General features: G+C 66.0%; 15 protein-coding genes and 2 pseudogenes. 10 read left to right on the forward strand and 7 right to left on the reverse strand.

Translation table 11 applies throughout. The annotated features are described in order from the left end of the window. Positions 1-5: 5 nt before the first annotated feature. Entirely contained in the window at positions 6-530 is a 525-nt protein-coding gene (locus B5Y19_RS11875) for a cupin domain-containing protein (RefSeq protein ID WP_055727233.1), read from the reverse strand. 428 nt (positions 531-958) lie between these two features. Between B5Y19_RS11875 and msuE the strand changes: the two genes are divergently transcribed. From msuE to B5Y19_RS11915, 8 genes are read left to right on the forward strand one after another with little or no spacing between them, the layout of a single operon-like run. Continuing rightward, on the forward strand, positions 959-1,525 hold the full coding sequence (msuE, locus tag B5Y19_RS11880) for an FMN reductase (protein WP_055727232.1): 567 nt from the start codon (positions 959-961) through the stop codon (positions 1,523-1,525). A gap of 10 nt (positions 1,526-1,535) precedes the next feature. Further along, complete coding sequence (locus tag B5Y19_RS11885; protein WP_055727231.1) at positions 1,536-2,696, forward strand: acyl-CoA dehydrogenase family protein; 1,161 nt, start codon at positions 1,536-1,538, stop codon at positions 2,694-2,696. Further along, on the forward strand, positions 2,693-3,775 hold the full coding sequence (locus B5Y19_RS11890; protein WP_079591507.1) for an LLM class flavin-dependent oxidoreductase: 1,083 nt from the start codon (positions 2,693-2,695) through the stop codon (positions 3,773-3,775). The genes B5Y19_RS11885 and B5Y19_RS11890 overlap by 4 nt, the downstream gene beginning before the upstream one ends. Before the next feature lie 38 nt (positions 3,776-3,813). Continuing rightward, positions 3,814-4,854: an ABC transporter substrate-binding protein gene (locus tag B5Y19_RS11895; RefSeq protein WP_055727229.1), complete on the forward strand. Its 1,041-nt coding sequence runs from the start codon at positions 3,814-3,816 to the stop codon at positions 4,852-4,854. Between the two features lie 11 nt (positions 4,855-4,865). Beyond that, positions 4,866-5,870, forward strand: coding sequence for an ABC transporter permease (locus B5Y19_RS11900; RefSeq protein ID WP_055727228.1), 1,005 nt, complete (start codon positions 4,866-4,868; stop codon positions 5,868-5,870). Beyond that, positions 5,864-6,664, forward strand: coding sequence for an ABC transporter ATP-binding protein (locus tag B5Y19_RS11905; protein ID WP_055727227.1), 801 nt, complete (start codon positions 5,864-5,866; stop codon positions 6,662-6,664). The genes B5Y19_RS11900 and B5Y19_RS11905 overlap by 7 nt, the downstream gene beginning before the upstream one ends. Positions 6,665-6,691: 27 nt before the next feature. Beyond that, the gene (locus tag B5Y19_RS11910) at positions 6,692-7,213 is read left to right on the forward strand and encodes a YcnI family protein (RefSeq protein WP_055727226.1); all 522 of its coding nucleotides are present in this window, start codon (positions 6,692-6,694) and stop codon (positions 7,211-7,213) included. Positions 7,214-7,224: 11 nt separating this feature from the next. Continuing rightward, positions 7,225-8,808: a copper resistance CopC/CopD family protein gene (locus B5Y19_RS11915; RefSeq protein WP_055727225.1), complete on the forward strand. Its 1,584-nt coding sequence runs from the start codon at positions 7,225-7,227 to the stop codon at positions 8,806-8,808. A gap of 132 nt (positions 8,809-8,940) precedes the next feature. On the opposite strand, the gene B5Y19_RS11920 is transcribed toward B5Y19_RS11915, so the two are convergent. The 6 genes and pseudogenes from B5Y19_RS11920 to B5Y19_RS11945 all read right to left on the reverse strand — a co-directional run bounded on the left by B5Y19_RS11920 (position 8,941) and on the right by B5Y19_RS11945 (position 14,991). Further along, entirely contained in the window at positions 8,941-9,993 is a 1,053-nt protein-coding gene (locus tag B5Y19_RS11920) for an NAD/NADP-dependent octopine/nopaline dehydrogenase family protein (RefSeq protein ID WP_055727224.1), read from the reverse strand. A 10-nt stretch (positions 9,994-10,003) separates the two neighbouring features. Further along, positions 10,004-11,125: an NAD(P)/FAD-dependent oxidoreductase gene (locus B5Y19_RS11925; RefSeq protein ID WP_055727223.1), complete on the reverse strand. Its 1,122-nt coding sequence runs from the start codon at positions 11,123-11,125 to the stop codon at positions 10,004-10,006. 40 nt (positions 11,126-11,165) lie between these two features. After that, positions 11,166-11,958, reverse strand: a pseudogene (locus tag B5Y19_RS11930) (ABC transporter permease). Beyond that, positions 11,955-12,815 (reverse strand): ABC transporter permease, encoded by an 861-nt coding sequence (locus B5Y19_RS11935; RefSeq protein WP_055727221.1) that lies wholly within the window; start codon positions 12,813-12,815, stop codon positions 11,955-11,957. The pseudogene B5Y19_RS11930 and the gene B5Y19_RS11935 overlap by 4 nt, the downstream one beginning before the upstream one ends. Next, on the reverse strand, positions 12,808-13,881 hold the full coding sequence (locus tag B5Y19_RS11940; protein ID WP_055727220.1) for an ABC transporter ATP-binding protein: 1,074 nt from the start codon (positions 13,879-13,881) through the stop codon (positions 12,808-12,810). Before B5Y19_RS11940 ends, B5Y19_RS11935 begins: the two co-directional genes overlap by 8 nt. 60 nt (positions 13,882-13,941) lie before the next feature. Further along, positions 13,942-14,991, reverse strand: coding sequence for an ABC transporter substrate-binding protein (locus B5Y19_RS11945; protein WP_055727219.1), 1,050 nt, complete (start codon positions 14,989-14,991; stop codon positions 13,942-13,944). Between the two features lie 99 nt (positions 14,992-15,090). Here B5Y19_RS11945 and B5Y19_RS11950 point away from each other — a divergent pair, with 99 nt between their 5' ends. Then, the gene (locus B5Y19_RS11950; protein WP_079591509.1) at positions 15,091-16,083 is read left to right on the forward strand and encodes a LysR substrate-binding domain-containing protein; all 993 of its coding nucleotides are present in this window, start codon (positions 15,091-15,093) and stop codon (positions 16,081-16,083) included. Positions 16,084-16,170: 87 nt separating this feature from the next. Further along, positions 16,171-16,398 (forward strand): annotated as a pseudogene (locus tag B5Y19_RS11955) (IS110 family transposase); the annotation flags it as partial. Positions 16,399-16,585 lie beyond the last annotated feature (187 nt).

A 16,585-nucleotide genomic window follows, 5' to 3' on the forward strand; every position in this document is an offset into this window, starting at 1 on the left:
CCGGCTCAGCCGGGATGACGATGGATCGGGTCGATCCAGTAGACCGATTCAGGCTTCTCGATCGGATCGACATCGGTGATGTTCACGACGACCGCCTCGTTGTCCGAACGGACCAGAACGCACTCCAGCGTCTCGTCCGGCTTGGCGTTGATCTCCTGGTGCGGGACATAGGGCGGGACATAAATGAAGTCGCCCGGCCCGGCCTCGGCGACATATTCGAGGCGTTCGCCCCAGCGCAGCCTTGCACGGCCCCGCACGACATAGATCACGCTTTCAAGCGGGCCATGATGATGCACGCCGGTCTTGGCATCAGGCTCGATCGCCACGGTACCGGCCCAGATCTTCTGCGCGCCGACGCGAGCGTGATTGATCGCGGCCTGCCGGAACATGCCGGGAGTCTGCGCGGTATTGGGATCGAGTTGGTCGCCCTTGATCACACGCACACCGTCATGTTTCCAGCGTGGTGCGGTCGGCTCCCGGTCATGAGCGTGCGGTTCGCCGTGATGATGGTGGTGGTCCTCGGCGCTCATGCCGCTCTCCTGTCGTGAAGGCTTAGCCTGTAGTTTTCTTCATAACACGACACAGAGATTTGAAAATAATGCCTGCTTCTAGATAGATCTGCAAACCCTCTTAAGATGATAATCAACCAAGAACGACCATCTATAACTATTAATTTGAAGTTTCTGGAATTTAATTTCTCCGAAACGGCATTCATGAGCAGTCAAAATTCTAAAGCGACTCATCCTATGACTTCCCATAGCTCGGCCCATCTAGATGCCCATGCCATCAACGCGCCTTGGAACAGCAAGGCCTCCTTCTCCACGCTATATCTTTAAAAGAACATTTCGTTTGACATAACGAACGATCCGGCGTCGCATGAAAGGGTCGAAAATGGCGTCGATCAGGCCGCATTTCGACGGCGTGCCGCAGTTGGCGCGCCCGTGCTGGAGATGGCGGAATGGCTCTGCGAACGATCGTCGGATTTTCAGGAAACCTCGCGCGTCCCTCGCGGACGCGGACCCTCGTCGAGACTGTGACAGCGGCGGCCTCCGACAAGCTCGTGCTGGAGCCGACCGTACTTGATCTCGAGGATCTCGGTCCCTCGCTGGGTTCGGCCCGCCGGCTCGGCGATCTGGACGCCGGTGCTCGCGCCGTCGTTGACGCGATCTTGGCGGCAGACCTGCTCGTCATCGGCTCGCCGACCTACAAGGGCAGCTATACCGGGCTCTTCAAGCACCTCATCGACCTGCTCGATCCGGCCACGCTGGCGGGCAAGCCGATCATCCTGACAGCTACGGGCGGCAGCGACCGCCACGCGCTGATCATTGAGCATCAGCTGCGGCCGCTGTTCGGATTCTTCGCCGCGCATACCGCCCCGACCGGCATCTACGCCACCGATCGAGACTTCCAGGATGGACGCATCACATCCGCACAGGTCCGGCAGCGCATCGACCAGAGCATTGTCGAGGCCGGTCGCCTGCTGCCGGATGCAGGAAATTCCACACTGCTCTTAGCGGCGGAATGAGGCGGCGGCGGTGAATCCCGTTCCGACCCTGCTAGAACGCGCCCAGCTGGTGGCTGCCGAGATCGCGGAGAATGCAGCCGCGCTCGACCGCTCGGGCACCTTCCCGGCCGAGGCGATCGCGCGGGTGCATCGCGCTGGCCTGAGCGCGCTGACAGCGCCGAAGGCGCTCGGCGGGCGAGATGCGAGTTTCCTCGAGGTTTATGAGGTCATCGGGGCGATCGCCGAGGCGGAGCCGTCCACGGCCCTGATCCTGTCGATGCAGTACATCCATCTCAGGACGCTGCTGCGCAGCCGGGCCCCGGCGCATCTGATCGAAAATGTCGTCACAAGCGCCGTCGAGGATGGCGCGCTGATCAATGCGCTGCGGGTCGAGCCCGACCTCGGCACACCGTTGCGCGGCGGGCTTCCGGCCACGACCGCCGAACGGACGGCGGCTGGCTGGCGCATCTCCGGCCGGAAGATCTATTCGACCGGTGCGGCAGGATTGAGCTGGGCCTGGGTCTGGGCACGCACCGACGAGGACGAGCCGCGTGTCGGTGGTTTTCTTGTGCCGATGGCTGCCCCGGGCATCCACGTCGAACGGAGCTGGGACCAGCTCGGCATGCGCGCTTCGGCGAGCGACGACGTCGTCTTCGACAAGGTCGAGGTACCGGCCGATCATGCTGCGGATATCCGGCTGCCGCAGCAATGGGGGCCGCCAGAGGGCGCGCAGGCTGCGCTCCATGCGCTGCTGGTGCCGGCGATCTATGACGGGGTGGCGCGCGCGGCCCGCAACTGGCTCGCCGGCTTCCTGAACGCGCGCCGGCCGAGCAATCTAGGCGACTCGCTCGCCAGCGTGCCGCGCATCCAGCAGGCGGTCGGCGAGATCGAGGAAAAGCTCGCGGCGAACCGCCGGCTGCTACGCTCTGTGGCGGTCGAGGCGGACGCCGGCGAATACCTCTCCGCCAGCGAAGCCGCGCTGCTCAAGCTCACCGTCACAGAGAACGCCATCGCGGCCACAGAAATCGCCCTGAGGCTCAGTGGCAATCACGGCGTCAGCCGCTCCAATCCGCTGGAACGGCATTATCGCAACGTCCTCTGCGGACGCATCCATTCCCCCCAGGAAGACAGCGCCCGCCAGCAGGCCGGCCGCCTCGCCCTCACCCTCGACACGAAAGGTGCAGCACAATGAGCATCGAATTCATCGGCTTCGTCGGTAATTTCCGCGCCTCGGAAACGGTGGTCCGCTCGGGCCCCGTCGTCGATCTGAACTATATCGAGGCGCTCGCCAAGGCACAGGAGTACGGCGGCTTCGACCGCGTGCTGCTCGCCTTCCACTCGACCTCGCCCGAAAGCATCCTGGTCGGCCAGCACGTTGCCTCGGTGACCCGCGACCTGAAACTGATGATCGCGCATCGCCCCGGCTTCACGGCGCCGACGATCGCCGCCCGTCAGCTCGCCACCCTCGACCACATCACAGGGGGGCGCGTCGCGGTCCATATCATCACCGGCGGTGACGATGCCGAGCTTGCGCAGGACGGCGACCATCTCACCAAGGACGAGCGCTATGCCCGCACGAGGGAGTATCTCGACATCGTCCGGCAAGAATGGACGAGCCCCGCCCCCTTCGACCATGACGGCACCTACTACAAGCTGCGCCGCGCCTTCTCCGAGGTTAAGCCGCTCTCGGGCTCGATCCCGATCTATTTCGGTGGCGCCTCCGAGGCCGCGATCAAGGTCGCCGGCCGGCATGCCGACATCTATGCGCTCTGGGGTGAGACCCACGACCAGGTGCGCGAGCTGATCGCCCGGGTGCGGAATGCCGCGGCTGCCCATGGCCGCAAGCCGCGCTTCAGCCTGTCGCTGCGGCCGATCCTCGCCGACACTGAGGAGCAGGCCTGGGCCAAGGCGGCCGCCATCCTCGACACCGCGAAGGCGCGGATCGAGAAGACCGGCTTCGCACGCAAGCAGGGACCGGAGAACGAGGGCTCGCGCCGACTGCTGGAAGCGGCCGCCAAGGGCACGCGCCTCGACAAAAGGCTCTGGACGGGGCTTGCGGCGCTGACAGGAGCCCGGGGCAACTCGACCTCGCTCGTCGGCACGCCGGATCAGGTCGCCGACGCGATCCTCGACTATTACGACCTCGGCGTCACCAGCATCCTGATCCGTGGCTTCGACCCCATTACGGACGCCGTCCAGTACGGCCAGGAACTGATCCCGCGCGTGCGCGCCCTCGTCGCTGCGCGCGAAGCCCAGCGCGCCGTCGCCTGAAGCCTTTCCCGAACGATCATAGACCGGAGCGACAAGCCATGACCGAAGCAGCCACCGAAACGGATCGTCACGGGCTCGACAGGCGCACGCTGCTGCGTGGGGCTGCCCTTGGCGGGCTGGCCCTTCCGCTCGGCGCCCTGGCCGCCGGCCAGAGCCGCGCCCAGCCCGCAGCGGGCAAGCTCACCAAAATCAAGTTCGCGACCAATTCCGTCGCGCCTTGCCTGTCCCCGGTCTATCTCGCCAAGGACAAGGGGCTCTACGAGAAATACGGACTCGACGTCGAGCTGATCGATTTCGGCGGCCCGACCGAGAACCTGCTCGAAGCGCTCGCCACCGGCAAGGCGGATGCCGGAGTCGGCATGGCACTGCGCTGGCTCAAGGCGCTGGAGGCGGGCTTCGACGTCAAGATCACTGCCGGCTCGCATGGCGGCTGCACCCGCCTCGTCGCGCTGGAAACGGCCAATATCCGCAACCTGGCCGATCTCAAGGGCAAGACGATCGGCATCACCGACCTCAACAGCCCGGGCAAGCACTTCTTCTCGATCCTGCTCCACAAGGAAGGGCTCGACCCGGTCCGCGACGTCGAATGGCGGCAATATCCGATCGCCGCTCTGCCGATCGCGGCCGAGAAGGGTGAGGTCCATGCCGTCGCCGACGGCGACCCCAACGCCTATCTCTGGCTGAAGCGCGGCGGCTGGGTGCAGATCGCCTCCAATCTCGACCACGGCTTCGAGAACCGCGTCTGCTGCATCATCGGCGTGCGCGGCAGCCTTGTGCGCGACGATCCGAAGGTTGCGACGGCACTGAACCGCGCCGTGCTGGAAGCCCATGACTGGACGGTGGCCAAGCCCGAGGATGCCGGGCACTCCTTCGCCCGCTTCGCGCCGAAGCATGTCACGCCCGAGGACATCATCGGCATCCTGAAGGGCCAGACCCACAACCACCGCCCCGTCGGTACCGAGCTGAAGCGCGAACTCGCGCTCTACGCCGAAGAGCTGCGCTCAGTGCGCGTCTTCAAGGCATCCACCGATCCGAAGACCTTCGCCGAGAAGGTCTACGCCGACGTGTTCTCGGCCTGAGGGAGGAGCACATGAGCGGCGCCGGAATCGCATTCGAACGGGAGGGGGCGACCAGGGGAATCCGCTGGCCGTTCGCCGCCTGGTGGGGAACGGGCCTCGCCGGCTCGGCCGTCTGGCTGGGCGTTGCGGCGGTGACGGTGTTGTGGCGGGAGGTGATCCCCCTGCCTTATGGCGACGCCTTCGCCTGGATCTGCGCGGCCGTCGCCGCGGTCCTGTTCCTAGGCGCGGTCACAGGGGCGCCTGGCCGGATCGGACAGAGGCTGCGCAATGCCGGTCCTTGGGCGATCGCGCTCGGGCTTTTCCTCGGTCTCTGGGAGATCGTCACCGCCAAGACGGGCCGCCTGCCGCTGCCCTTCTTTCCTTCGCCGCAGGCACTCGTCGAGGTCTATGTCGACGAGTGGCCGCGCCTGCTCGATAGCGTCGCCGCGTCGGGCTGGCTTCTGATCCGCGGCTTCCTGTTCGGTGCGCTCGCCGGCTTCTCGATCGGACTGGCCATGGGCTGGTGGCGCCGCGCCGGCTACTGGATTCATCCGGTGCTGCGGCTCATCGGCCCTGTCCCGGCAACGGCCTGGCTGCCAATCATCTTCTTCGTCTTCCCGACCAGCGCCAGCGCCAGCGTTTTCGTGATAGCGCTCGCCAGCGCCTTCCCCGTCGCCGTGCTGACCTGGTCGGGCATCGCCAGCGTCAACCGCGACTATTACGACATTGCCCGCACGCTCGGCGCCAGCGAGCGCTTCCTGATCCTGAGGGTCGCGGTGCCGGCGGCGCTGCCGCATCTCTTCGTCGGCCTGTTCATGGGCCTTGGTTCCTCCTTCGCCGTGCTGGTCGTCGCAGAGATGTTGGGCGTGAAGTCCGGGCTCGGCTGGTATCTCAGCTGGGCTCAAGGTTGGGGCGCCTATGCCAATCTCTACGCCGCGCTGCTGGTGATGGCGCTCGCCTGCTCGACGCTGATCACGGTGCTGTTCCGGCTCCGCGACCGGCTGCTCTCCTGGCAGAAGGGGATGGTCAGATGGTAGCCGCGGCCGCCCTGCGCCTTGCGGACGTCGAGGTCGCGTCCGGCTTCGGCGTCGACATCCAGAATGTCTCGCATCGCTTTGTCCTGGACGGAAAGCCGTTGCCCGTTCTCGATCAGGTCGGTTTCTCGGTTGAGCCCGGTTCGTTCACGGCGCTGATCGGCCCCTCCGGTTGCGGGAAGTCGACGCTGCTGCGGCTTCTCGCCGGGCTCGACCATCCCTCCGAAGGACAGGTACTCGTTGATAGCGTCCCGGTCGGTCGCCCGGACCCGTCGCGTATCCTCGTCTTCCAGGACCCGACGCTGTTTCCCTGGCGCAGCGTGCGCGACAACGTCGCGCTCGGACCACAGGCACGCGGCACGGCGAGGACAGACGGTGCGCGGATCGACGAGGTCATCCACACCGTCGGGCTGGACGGCTTCTCGTCGGCCTATCCGCATCAGCTCTCCGGCGGCATGGCGCAGCGCGTCTCGCTGGCGCGGGCGCTCGTCAACGATCCACGACTGCTCCTGCTCGACGAACCGCTCGGCAAGCTCGACTCGCTGACGCGCCTCGCCATGCAGGAGGAACTGGTCGCGATCTGGCGCCGCACAGGGCTCACCGCATTGCTCGTCACCCACGATGTCGAGGAAGCCCTGTTCCTGAGCCAGCGTGTGATCGTGTTCGGCCCGCGCCCGGCCCGTATCGTCGCGACGATCGAGGTCGACCTGCCTTATCCCCGCCATCGCGGCGATCCGCGCCTGGCAGAGCTTCGCCGCGAGGCGCTCGGCCATCTCGGCCTCGCCGAGAGCTGGTGATCGAACCGATCCAAAGGAGATATCCTCATGACCGCGCTTGCGCGCCTTTCCCTGCTCCCTGCCGCGCTGCTGCTGTCGCTCTCGGCCGCCAGCGCCCATGTCACCCTCGAAAACAAGGAGGCGGTCGCCGGCGCCTCCTTCAAGCTCGTGCTGCGGGTGCCCCATGGCTGCTCCGGCGCCGCCACGACAAAGCTCCGCGTACGCATTCCGGAAGCCTTCCGTTCGGCCAAGCCGCAGCCGAAACCCGGCTGGACCCTTGATGCGGTGGCGGCTAAGGGCGCGGCCACAGGCGGCGGGCACGGACATGACGATGCGACGGGCCCGCAGGAGGTTTCCTGGACGGGCGTGCTCGAGGATTCCAGCTACGACGAGTTCGTGCTCTGGGTCTCGACGGCGAAGACCGCGCCCCTCGGCCCGGTCTATGTGCCGATCGTCCAGGAGTGTGGTGACAAGGTCCAGCGCTGGATTGAGATCCCGTCCGACGGTAACGCGCCGGCCTCGCTCAAATCGCCGGCTCCTTCGTTGCGCCTGATCGGCCAACCGTCCTGATTGCCGGCGCCATGTCGCTCCGGAGCGCCGGCATCGCCCTGCTGGCGCTGCTCCTCGCATTGCTGCCACCGTGCGAAGCAGACGCGCACGGTTCGCTCATCTCATCCGAACCGGCCGACGGGCTGCTATTGGACGCGGCGCCCGACGCGATCGTCCTGACCTTCGATGAGGCGACGGAGCTCACGGCGCTGCGCCTGACCGCTCCGGACGGGAGCTACAAGGACGCTGGGCCCGAGCCGGACCGTCTCGTCTCGCACCGGCTCGCACTGCCGCGAAGTACGCTGCAAGGCACGCATGTGCTGTCCTGGCGCGCAGTCTCGGAGGATGGCCATCCGATCGGCGGAGCGGTTGTCTTCTCGGTAGGCCATGTTTCAGCAGAACCCGGCATGGAGGCCGAAACTTGGCGGCCCGTCGCCTGGGCGCTCTGGCTCGCGCGGCTCGCGGTGGCTGCTGGAACCGCCTTCGGGATTGGCAGCGTCGCCTTCGTGCTGCTGCTCGCGGCCGGGCGGTGGCCGGGCAGGTTGCGCGTGATCGTGACCGGTTTCCTCGTCGCTGGAGTTCTCGGCGCGTTTGCGAGCATCGGACTGCAGGGCCTGGATCTCATCGGGGCAGGCCTCGTCCGCCTGGGCGATCCGGCGCTCTGGTGGGCCGGGCTGTCGCGCACGCCGCAGGGAACGAGTGGCGTTGTCGTCGCGCTTGCCTTTGTGGCGGCCGGTTTCGGCGTTCGCAATCGTTCGAGAGCCTCCGCGCTCGCCGCACTCAGCCTCTCCGGCGTAGCTTTCGCGGCGAGCGGTCACGCGGCGCTCGCTTCGCCGCGCTGGCTCATGCAGCCGGCCGTCTTCCTGCACGCTACCGCGATGACACTCTGGCTTGGCGCGCTCCTCCCGCTAGCTGCGCTCGCGCGCAGGGGCCAGGATGCTCTCGACATCCCGCTACGGCGCTTCAGCGAGCTCATCCCCTATGGCCTCGTCATCCTGTTCGGATCGGGCCTTGCGCTCGCGCTCGTCCAGCTGGGCTCGGTCCCGGCGCTCTGGCAGAACACCTATGGTCAGGTCTTCCTGGTCAAACTCGGCCTTCTCGCCGCCGTGCTGGCCTTTGCCTTCTTCAATCGGCGGCTGACGCCGCCAGCCCTTGCCGGCGATCCGGGAGCACGCCGACGCTTGGCGACATCCGCCGCAGCAGAGACGCTGCTGTCATTCTCTGTGCTCGGCGCAGTTGGCCTCTGGCGCTTTACCGTGCCACCGCGCTCATTGCCGACGCCCGTGCCCGACGCAACTCTGTCGCTCGCCGAGGGGGAGTTCAGCGCCCGGCTTCGCGTGAGGCCGCCGCGGGCCGGCAAGGTTCGGGTGTTGATCGAGGAGATCCGCAACGGGCCGGGGCGGATCGACCCGAAGGAATTGGTCGTCACGGTGGAGAAGCCCTCGTTCGCCTTGGGCCCCTTCCGCAAGATCGTCGCGAGAAACGGTTCCGGCGAGTTCGCCCCTATTGACTTGTTCCTGCCCATGGACGGCATCTGGGTCGTCCGACTGGACGTGCTGCTCGATGATTACCGCCAAGTGAGCTTGCGCGACATTCTGACACTCGATGCGGCATGACCAATTTCGGTTCAGCCCATGAGTCAGAGCAGCGCCAGGAGCGGACGATCGTCGATCGCTCGGAAGTGGACGCTCACCGAAAGTGAATCTTGCCGGCCTCGACCTTGATCCGGGTTTCGAGCGCCGTAAAACTCATGCCAGCAACTGGTCGCGCGAAAGCCCGTTCTTTGTAAGTTCGGGCAGAATATCGTTGTCCTGCGTGAGATCGCGCCCATAGAGGGCGGAAAAGATGGCAAGCCCCGCCTCATGCAGCGGCATCGGCACGCCAGCCAGCCGTCCGAGTTCGGCGAGCGGCAGCAGCCCGAACGGGACATCTTCCAACGTGTAGCGTGTTTCGATGGTGGCCGGGCCCAGCGTCGTCGGCTGGGTCTCCGCCAGCATCCGCGAGGTCTCGCCCAGCGGAGCGTCCGGCACCCCATACGTCAGGGAGTAGTGCTCGCGCATCGTCCTGACCGTTAGGCCGAACGCGGCGGCCAGGGCCAGCCGCTCAGCGTCGATAGCTTCGAGCAACCGACCGACCCCCAGGGTCAGATTTTCGCTCTGCCCCCAGGCCTCGCCCTTCTCCATCCGGGTGAAGTTGGCAAGCGCCAGAGCCATATGGCTTTGCGGGTTGACGTTGCTCAGCGAGACGGCAAGCAAGCCATCGACGGCACGGAAACGGTCGCCGAACAACGTGTGGCAAAGGTCGAGGCCCTCGTCGGCGAGCCGTCGCGGCAAGGTGGCGATGTCGACCTTGCTGCGGATGGTCGCGATCTTGACCATGTTCGGCCCCGTGCGCCGCGAGCGCAGGATCGTAGTGCTGAGCGCGATGATCGGCACCTCCACGCCGCGCTCGGACAGCAGCCGCGACAGGTAGAAGGCGCCAAGCGAAGCGTGCGAGGAGATGATGACCGGCTGCCCCCGCGACAGTAGCGGCGCCATCGCGTCCATGACGAGCCTGTGCCCGTTTGCCGGCAGGGCGATCAGGACGGCATCGGCGCCGTCGAGGGCGACCTCGCAGCTCGGCGCCACGCCGGGCCGGAACTCCCCGGCGATCTTGCCCTCGCTGACGAGCGGAGCGCCGGCGGCGAGCTCTTGCGTGCTCTTGCCCGAAGGCGACCAGAGCACGGCCTCGTGCCCGTTCTCGGCGAGAAAGGCGGCGGCGGCGAAGGCGGCGGCGCCTGCTCCCATGATGGCGACACGCATCGGCTGACCCTCAGTTGAAGAAGCGGCTCGGGCGGAATTCGGCGAGCTCGTTGCGTTCGCGCCCATGGACGAGCTCGTCGGCGACGACCTCGCCGAGGAAGGCGCCGAGCGTCACGCCGCTATGGCTGACCACGGCATAGTAGCCGGACAGGCCGGGCACCGGGCCGACGGCCGAATAGGAATCCTTCGGAATCGGCCGCGTCGCGATCCGGACCGCCTCGACGTCGACGTTCCTCAGCGCCGGAACGGTCTTGATGGCGCGGCGCATCAGCTCCTGCGCCTGCGGATGCGAGGGCAGCGCGCCTTCGTCGCTCGCCAGCAGGCGGTCGAGCTCGTTCGAGCGCAGCAGGAAGCGCCCGCCGCCGTCAGGGCGCATGTTGACCAGGGGCGTGCGCAGCGCGCTCCGGAGCGGCGCGCCGACAGGCGGGGTGTAGGCGACGATACCGAGCGTCGGCGCCAGCGGAATGCGATGCTCGGACGCCTGGACGATGTCGTTGAGCCAGCGGCCCGCGCAATTCACGACGACATCGGCTTCGATCGTCCGGCCATCGGCCAGCTCGATGCCGGTGCAGCGCTCGCCCGCCAGCACGAGTCGGTCGACGCGGCCTTCGACGAATGTCGCGCCATGCCGCTCCAGGGCGGCAGTGATCAGGGCGCCGGAATAGGGGACCGGGTCGAGCCAGCCGTCGCGGGGATAGTGGATGACCGGGACGTTGCCGATCGCGTCGGGATTGATCTCGGGTTCGAGCTTGCGGACGTCGTCGAGGCTGAGGACCTCGGCCGGATAGCCCCAGGCGATCAGTTGCTGCAGCTTGGCGAGCGGGTCGGTGCCGTCGCGGCCGCCGGCCTCGGCTTCCGCATCCTGCCATTGCAGCACGCCGGGTCGATGGTACCAGTCCGCGCCCGGAAATTCGGCGAGCATGTCCTCATGCGCCTGGCGGCCGGCGAAGTTCAGCCGGAAATAGGCCTCCGAGGTCAGCTTCTCGCAGGCGTTGACCCAGGCATAGGTCACGCTGGAGGTGCCGCCGCCCGGCCGCCTTTCCTCGACGATGGTGACCTCAGCCCCGGCCTGCGCCAGGCGATAGGCTACCGATGAGCCGATGACTCCGGCTCCTACAACGATCGCTTGCATTGTCCAATCCTCGGAAGGTCAGGATGTGCCGGCCGGGCGTTCAGCCCTTGCCGACCAGGATACGGTCCAGCCCGTAGATGCGGTCCACGATGGCCATGAGCAGGAAGGTGAGGAGAATGACGACGGTCGAGACCGAGGCCACCAGCGGATCGATCGATTCCTCGATGTAGTGGTACATGCGCACCGGCAGCGTCATCGAGGACGGAGTCGACGAACACGGTCATCGTCACCTCGTCGAAGCTCTGGATGAAGGAGATCACCCAGCCGCCGGCGACGCCGGGGATCATCAGCGGGAAGAGAACCCGCCGGAACACTGTCCATTGCGAGGCGCCGAGCGAGATCGCCGCCCGCTCGATCGCCGGATCACTGGTCGTCAATGCCGCCAGCACCAGCCGTAGCCCATAGGGGAAGATGACGAGCACATGGGCGCCGAGCAGCCCGATGAAGGTTCCGGTCATGCCGATTTGCGTGAAGAAGCGTAGAAACGCGACGCCGAGCACGACATGCGGGATGATCAGCGGCGACAGGAAGAGCGCGACGAAGGCGTCCCGGCCCGGAAAGCGATAGCGCGCCAAGGCGAGCGCCGCCGGCACGGCCAGCATCATCGCCAGGCTCGCCGAGAGGACGCCGAGCAGGATACTGAACCAGAAGGCGTCGATGAACTGGCTGTGGCGTAGGATAGCCCAGAACCAGCGCAGCGAGAACGAGGTCGTCGGCAGCGACAGCAGGTTCGACGGCGTCAGCGACATCCACATCACCACCACTAGCGGCGCCAGCATGAAGGCGACGAACAGCGTGTGGAACGCGATCGCGAAGGTTCCATTCCGGCTCATTGCGCGAACCTCGCATAGCGCCGCTCGACGATACGGTTGTAGGTCAGCATGATCGCGGCGTTGACGATCAGCAGGACGATGGCGATGGCGGCGCCCAGCGGCCAGTTCAGTGTGCCCAGGAACTCGTCATAGGTCGCGGTCGCGACCACCTTGAGCTGGCGCCCGCCGATGATCGCCGGCGTCGCGAAGGCGCTGGCGGCAAGAGCGAAGACGATCAGCGAGCCCGAGAGGATGCCGGGGACGATCTGCGGCAGCACAATGCGGCGGAAGATCGTGAGCTCGCTCGCTCCGAGCGAGCTCGCCGCGCGGATGACCTTGGGGTCGAGGCGCTGGAGCGCGGCCCAGACCGAGATCACCATGAAGGGGACCGCAACATGGACCAGCGCGATGACGACGCCCTGGACCGTATACAGCATCGGTATCGGGCCCGAGGCGAGGCCGAGCGCCGCTAGGACCTGGTTGATCACGCCGTTGCGGCCGAACAGCAGGGCCCAGCCCAGCGTGCGAACCACCACCGAGATCAGCAGTGGGCTCAAGGTGACGATAAGGAAGATCGAGCGCCACGGTGCGCGCATGCGCGACAGGAAATAGGCTTCCGGCGCGCCGATCAGGATGCAGATTGCCGTTGTCGCCAGCCCGATGCCAACCGTGCGCAGGAAGATCGTATGGTAATAGGGATCGCCCAGTGTGTCGGCGTAGTTGCCGAGCGTCAGGCCGCCGATCTGTCCGGTGTTCAGGTCGAAGGCCTGGAAACTCAGGCCCGCGATCATGGCGAGCGGCGTCACCAGTAGCGCTGCGAAGAACAGCAGCGCCGGCAGGCTCAGCAGATAGGGAGCGCGACGCTTCGGGCTAGCCATGGGGCGCCTCCGGAACCACCGCAGCATCCTCGGGCGTCCAGGCGATCGAGACGGTGTCGCCTTCCCGGAAGCGGGGCACGCCGCGATGCGGCTCGGAGACCAGTACGCTACCGAGCTCGGTCTGGATCGAGAACAGCCAGGAGTTGCCCTGGAAGACACGCGATTGCAGACGGCCGTCGACCGCGCCGGCCCCCGGAGCTCCGAGCTGAACCTTCTCCGGGCGCAGCGCGATCAGCACGGTCTCGCCCACCGGCACGGAACGGTAAAGCCGCCCGCCAACCTCGCCCGCGAGGCCGTCGATACGCATGCGCGCAATCGAGCCGTCCACCGCGGTGACCGTGGCCGGCAATTGCGAGGAGCGCCCGACGAAAGCCGCGGCAAACCGGCTCGCCGGGGCATCGTAAAGCGTCAGCGGATCCGCGAGCTGGACGATGCGGCCGGCATCCATCACGGCAATCTTGTCGCAGGTCGCGAGCGCTTCAGCCTGGTCATGGGTGACCATGATCGTCGTGGTGCCGACGCGACGCTGGATCGCACGAATCTCGACCTGCATCTCCTCGCGCAGCTTGGCGTCGAGGTTCGACAAGGGTTCGTCGAGCAGGAGCAGAGCAGGTTCGATGGCGAGCGCCCGCGCCAGTGCAACGCGCTGCTGCTGGCCGCCGGAGAGTTGGCGTGGATAGCGTTCGCTCATCGCCGAGAGATGCACCAGGTCGAGCGCCTGGCGGATCGTTTGATCCCGCTCGGAACGGCCGATCCCGCGCATTTCCAACCCGAAGGCGATATTTTCCGCCACGGTCATGTGCGGGAAGAGCGCATAGCTCTGGAAGACGATGCCCATTCCGCGCCGATTTGCCGGCACGCCGGCCAGATCGCGGCCATCGAGGAGTACTCGGCCGCTGGAGGGCTCCTCGAAGCCCGCAACGATGTTCAGCGTCGTGGTCTTGCCGCAGCCCGAGGGCCCGAGAAGCCCGACGAATTCGCCGGGCTCGATCGCCAGGTCGATGCCGGATAGCGCCGTGAAGCTTGCGAAGCGCTTGGTCAGCGCCTCGATCACGATTTTGGCCATTGATTGGAAAACCCGTTCGGGACGTGTCCGGCCGGGCGAGGCCGGCCGGTTCAGGATTGCTCAGCGTTCGACTTCGCGATTCCAACGCTGCGTCCAGGCGGCGCGGTTCTGGTTGACGGTCGGCCAGTCGATCCTGGCAAGCTTGCCCACCGCATCGTCGCCGACGGCGAGCCCTTCCTTCTCCGCTTCGCTCAGCTCGGTCTTTCGATTGACCGGACCATAGCCCGCCTTGGCGAAGATCTTCTGGATCTCGGGCGACAGCATGTGCTGGATGAATTTCTGCGCCTGCGTGGACACGTCGCTGTCGACAACCGGGCACATCGACACCATCAGCGCCGCCGCACCTTCCTTGGGCTCGACGGCCTGCAGCGGCAGCCCCTCCTTCTTCAGCGCAACGGCGCGCGAGCGCGCGACCACCGTCATCGCGATCTCGCCGCTCTGCAGGAGTTCCTCCAGCTTCGGTGCGGAGGGGGCGAAGGTCACGATGTTCGGGCGAATCTCATCCTTGAAGGCCTTGAAGCCAGGGTCGATGCTGGCCTCCCCGCCGCCCTTGGCGCGCGCAACCATGATCAGTCCGTGCAGACCGGTCGTGCTCGCAGCCCCCAGGAGAGCAAGCTGGCCCTTATAGGCGCTGTTGCCGAGGTCGCCCCAGGATGTCGGGATGGGAAGTCCCTTCTCCTTGAAAATCTTGGTGTTGTAGACCGGCGCCGTGACGCCGATGCCGAAAGCGATCGCCTGATCGGCGAGTTTCGCGATCGGATAGATGTCGTCCAGGACCGGCGCCTTCTGGATCGGCGCGCAGAAACCGAACTGCACGGCCTGGTACATCGGTCCGTCATCGACGATCGCGACGTCGATCTCCTGCTTGCTGCGCTGAGCCTGCAACTTCGCTAGCGTCGCAGTCGACTGACCCGCGACGTACTCGATCTTGACGTTGTTGGCCTTCTCGAAGGGCGGAATCACAGAGTCCCGCATCAGGCGCTCGAACGAACCGCCATAGCCGGCGACATACATGGTGTCTTGCGCCAGGGCGCCGGGCGCCATCCAGCCCGTGGCCGAAAGCGCCAATCCGAGCGCGATCGAACAGATTCCGTGATGCAGAGACTTCATGCCAGCAACCCCTCTTTCTTGTCCTGATTGCCATCAGGGTTTCGGTCGGAGGGGTATCTGTCAATTGACGAAGTATGGATCGCTCGATCCGGATTTGATATGGGCGCAACTCTTCGTTCGGCGGGCGCTGCCGCTCGCCGAGCAGAGTTTGACCGGAGTATGAGGCGTTCGATCCCGGGGAGTTTTGATTTGACGCAAATTGGCCACAAGCACTGGGAGGCCTTCAACGCCGTGCTGCATGTCGGCAGCTTCACGCAGGCGGCGCGCCTGCTGCGCACCTCGCAGCCATCCATCTCCAGGTTGCTGAAGGAACTGCAGGAACGCCTGGGCTTTGCCCTTTTCACGCGGGCGGATGGACGCAACTGGCCGACGGCTGAGGCACTGGCCCTTCACGATGAAGTCGAGCGCAGCTTCGTCGGTCTGGAGCGCATCGCCGAGCGAGCCGCCCAGATCAAGGAGCAGCGCGTCGAGCAACTCAGGATCGTCAGCATGCCCGCACTCGCTCACCAGTTCCTGCCGGCCGCGCTCGCGCGCTTCCTGGAGGAGCATCGCGGTGTCGCGGCCGCTCTCCAGGTCCAGCGCTCAGAGACGATCGCATCTTGGGTCTCGACCCGCCAGTTCGACATCGGCTTCGCGATGCTGCCGATGGAAAAGCCGGGGGTCGATATCGAGCTTTTCGATCCTGCGATCGGGGTTTGCGTCATGCTGCCCGACCATCCGCTTGCGGCGCGCGACATCATTACTCCGAGAGATCTGCACGGGCTGGCCTTCGTCGGAAAGGGGCGGGACAGCTTTGCCCATCTGCCGCTGCAGCGCGCTCTCGATGATGCCGGCTCGATACCGGACATTCGCGTCGACACGCCCATCGCCGCCGTGGCTTGCGAGCTTGTCGCCAATGGCGTCGGAGTCACGATCACCGATCGGTATACGGCCAGCGCCTTCACCTCCCGAGGCCTGATTTGGCGCCGTTTCGAGCCGGACGTGCCCTATAATTTCGGCGTGCTCTTTCCCTCCCACAGCCAACGGACCGAGCTTGTCGAGGCGTTCATGCACTTTCTCCGAGGCCAGAGCCTGAACTGCAGGCCTTCGTAGCGCCAGAAGCGATGGGGTGGACGCCCCTGACGGCATCGAAGTGCCAAAGTGGTGGTGTTTGAGCGCACCACTGCAAAGGAGGCGTCCGTGAGTGAAGTCACCACCATTGGCCTCGATCTGGCGAAGGCTGTCTTCCAGGCGCATGGGGCTGACGCGAGCGGCTCGGTCATGTTCCGCAAGAGGCTCCGGCGGGTTCTGGTGCTAGAGTTCTTCTCCGCCCAGCCACGCTGCCTGGTTGCGATGGAAGCCTGCGTGAGTGCTCATTATTGGGCTCGGGAGATCTCCACACTAGGGCACGAGACCCGGCTCATTCCCGTGGAGATCGTGGGCATGAACCAGGCGACGCGACGATCGTCGAGCGCCTCGCCATTCACGATAAGGAACGACCAGCGCTCTCAAAACACTGATACCGCGAGGTCAGAACAGCCATTCGGGGTCGTTTTATGTCGGTGGTCAGCGCCCGCTCCTGGGGCCATACCTTGAGACGGCTCACGACCCGTTG

It is taken from the genome of Allobosea thiooxidans, from assembly GCF_900168195.1.
Classification (GTDB): domain Bacteria; phylum Pseudomonadota; class Alphaproteobacteria; order Rhizobiales; family Beijerinckiaceae; genus Allobosea; species Allobosea thiooxidans.

Bases quoted from the DNA above. Each gene is read 5' to 3' on its own strand.
- B5Y19_RS11875 (WP_055727233.1), bottom strand. From the start codon at position 530: ATGAGCGCCGAGGACCACCACCATCATCACGGCGAACCGCACGCTCAT.
- B5Y19_RS11900 (WP_055727228.1), top strand. From the start codon at position 4,866: ATGAGCGGCGCCGGAATCGCATTCGAACGGGAGGGGGCGACCAGGGGA.
- B5Y19_RS11935 (WP_055727221.1), bottom strand. From the start codon at position 12,815: ATGGCTAGCCCGAAGCGTCGCGCTCCCTATCTGCTGAGCCTGCCGGCG.
- B5Y19_RS11950 (WP_079591509.1), top strand. From the start codon at position 15,091: ATGGGCGCAACTCTTCGTTCGGCGGGCGCTGCCGCTCGCCGAGCAGAG.
- B5Y19_RS11905 (WP_055727227.1), top strand. From the start codon at position 5,864: ATGGTAGCCGCGGCCGCCCTGCGCCTTGCGGACGTCGAGGTCGCGTCC.
- msuE (WP_055727232.1), top strand. From the start codon at position 959: ATGGCTCTGCGAACGATCGTCGGATTTTCAGGAAACCTCGCGCGTCCC.
- B5Y19_RS11940 (WP_055727220.1), bottom strand. From the start codon at position 13,881: ATGGCCAAAATCGTGATCGAGGCGCTGACCAAGCGCTTCGCAAGCTTC.
- B5Y19_RS11915 (WP_055727225.1), top strand. From the start codon at position 7,225: ATGTCGCTCCGGAGCGCCGGCATCGCCCTGCTGGCGCTGCTCCTCGCA.
- B5Y19_RS11890 (WP_079591507.1), top strand. From the start codon at position 2,693: ATGAGCATCGAATTCATCGGCTTCGTCGGTAATTTCCGCGCCTCGGAA.
- B5Y19_RS11910 (WP_055727226.1), top strand. From the start codon at position 6,692: ATGACCGCGCTTGCGCGCCTTTCCCTGCTCCCTGCCGCGCTGCTGCTG.
- B5Y19_RS11945 (WP_055727219.1), bottom strand. From the start codon at position 14,991: ATGAAGTCTCTGCATCACGGAATCTGTTCGATCGCGCTCGGATTGGCG.
- B5Y19_RS11925 (WP_055727223.1), bottom strand. From the start codon at position 11,125: ATGCAAGCGATCGTTGTAGGAGCCGGAGTCATCGGCTCATCGGTAGCC.
- B5Y19_RS11920 (WP_055727224.1), bottom strand. From the start codon at position 9,993: ATGCGTGTCGCCATCATGGGAGCAGGCGCCGCCGCCTTCGCCGCCGCC.
- B5Y19_RS11895 (WP_055727229.1), top strand. From the start codon at position 3,814: ATGACCGAAGCAGCCACCGAAACGGATCGTCACGGGCTCGACAGGCGC.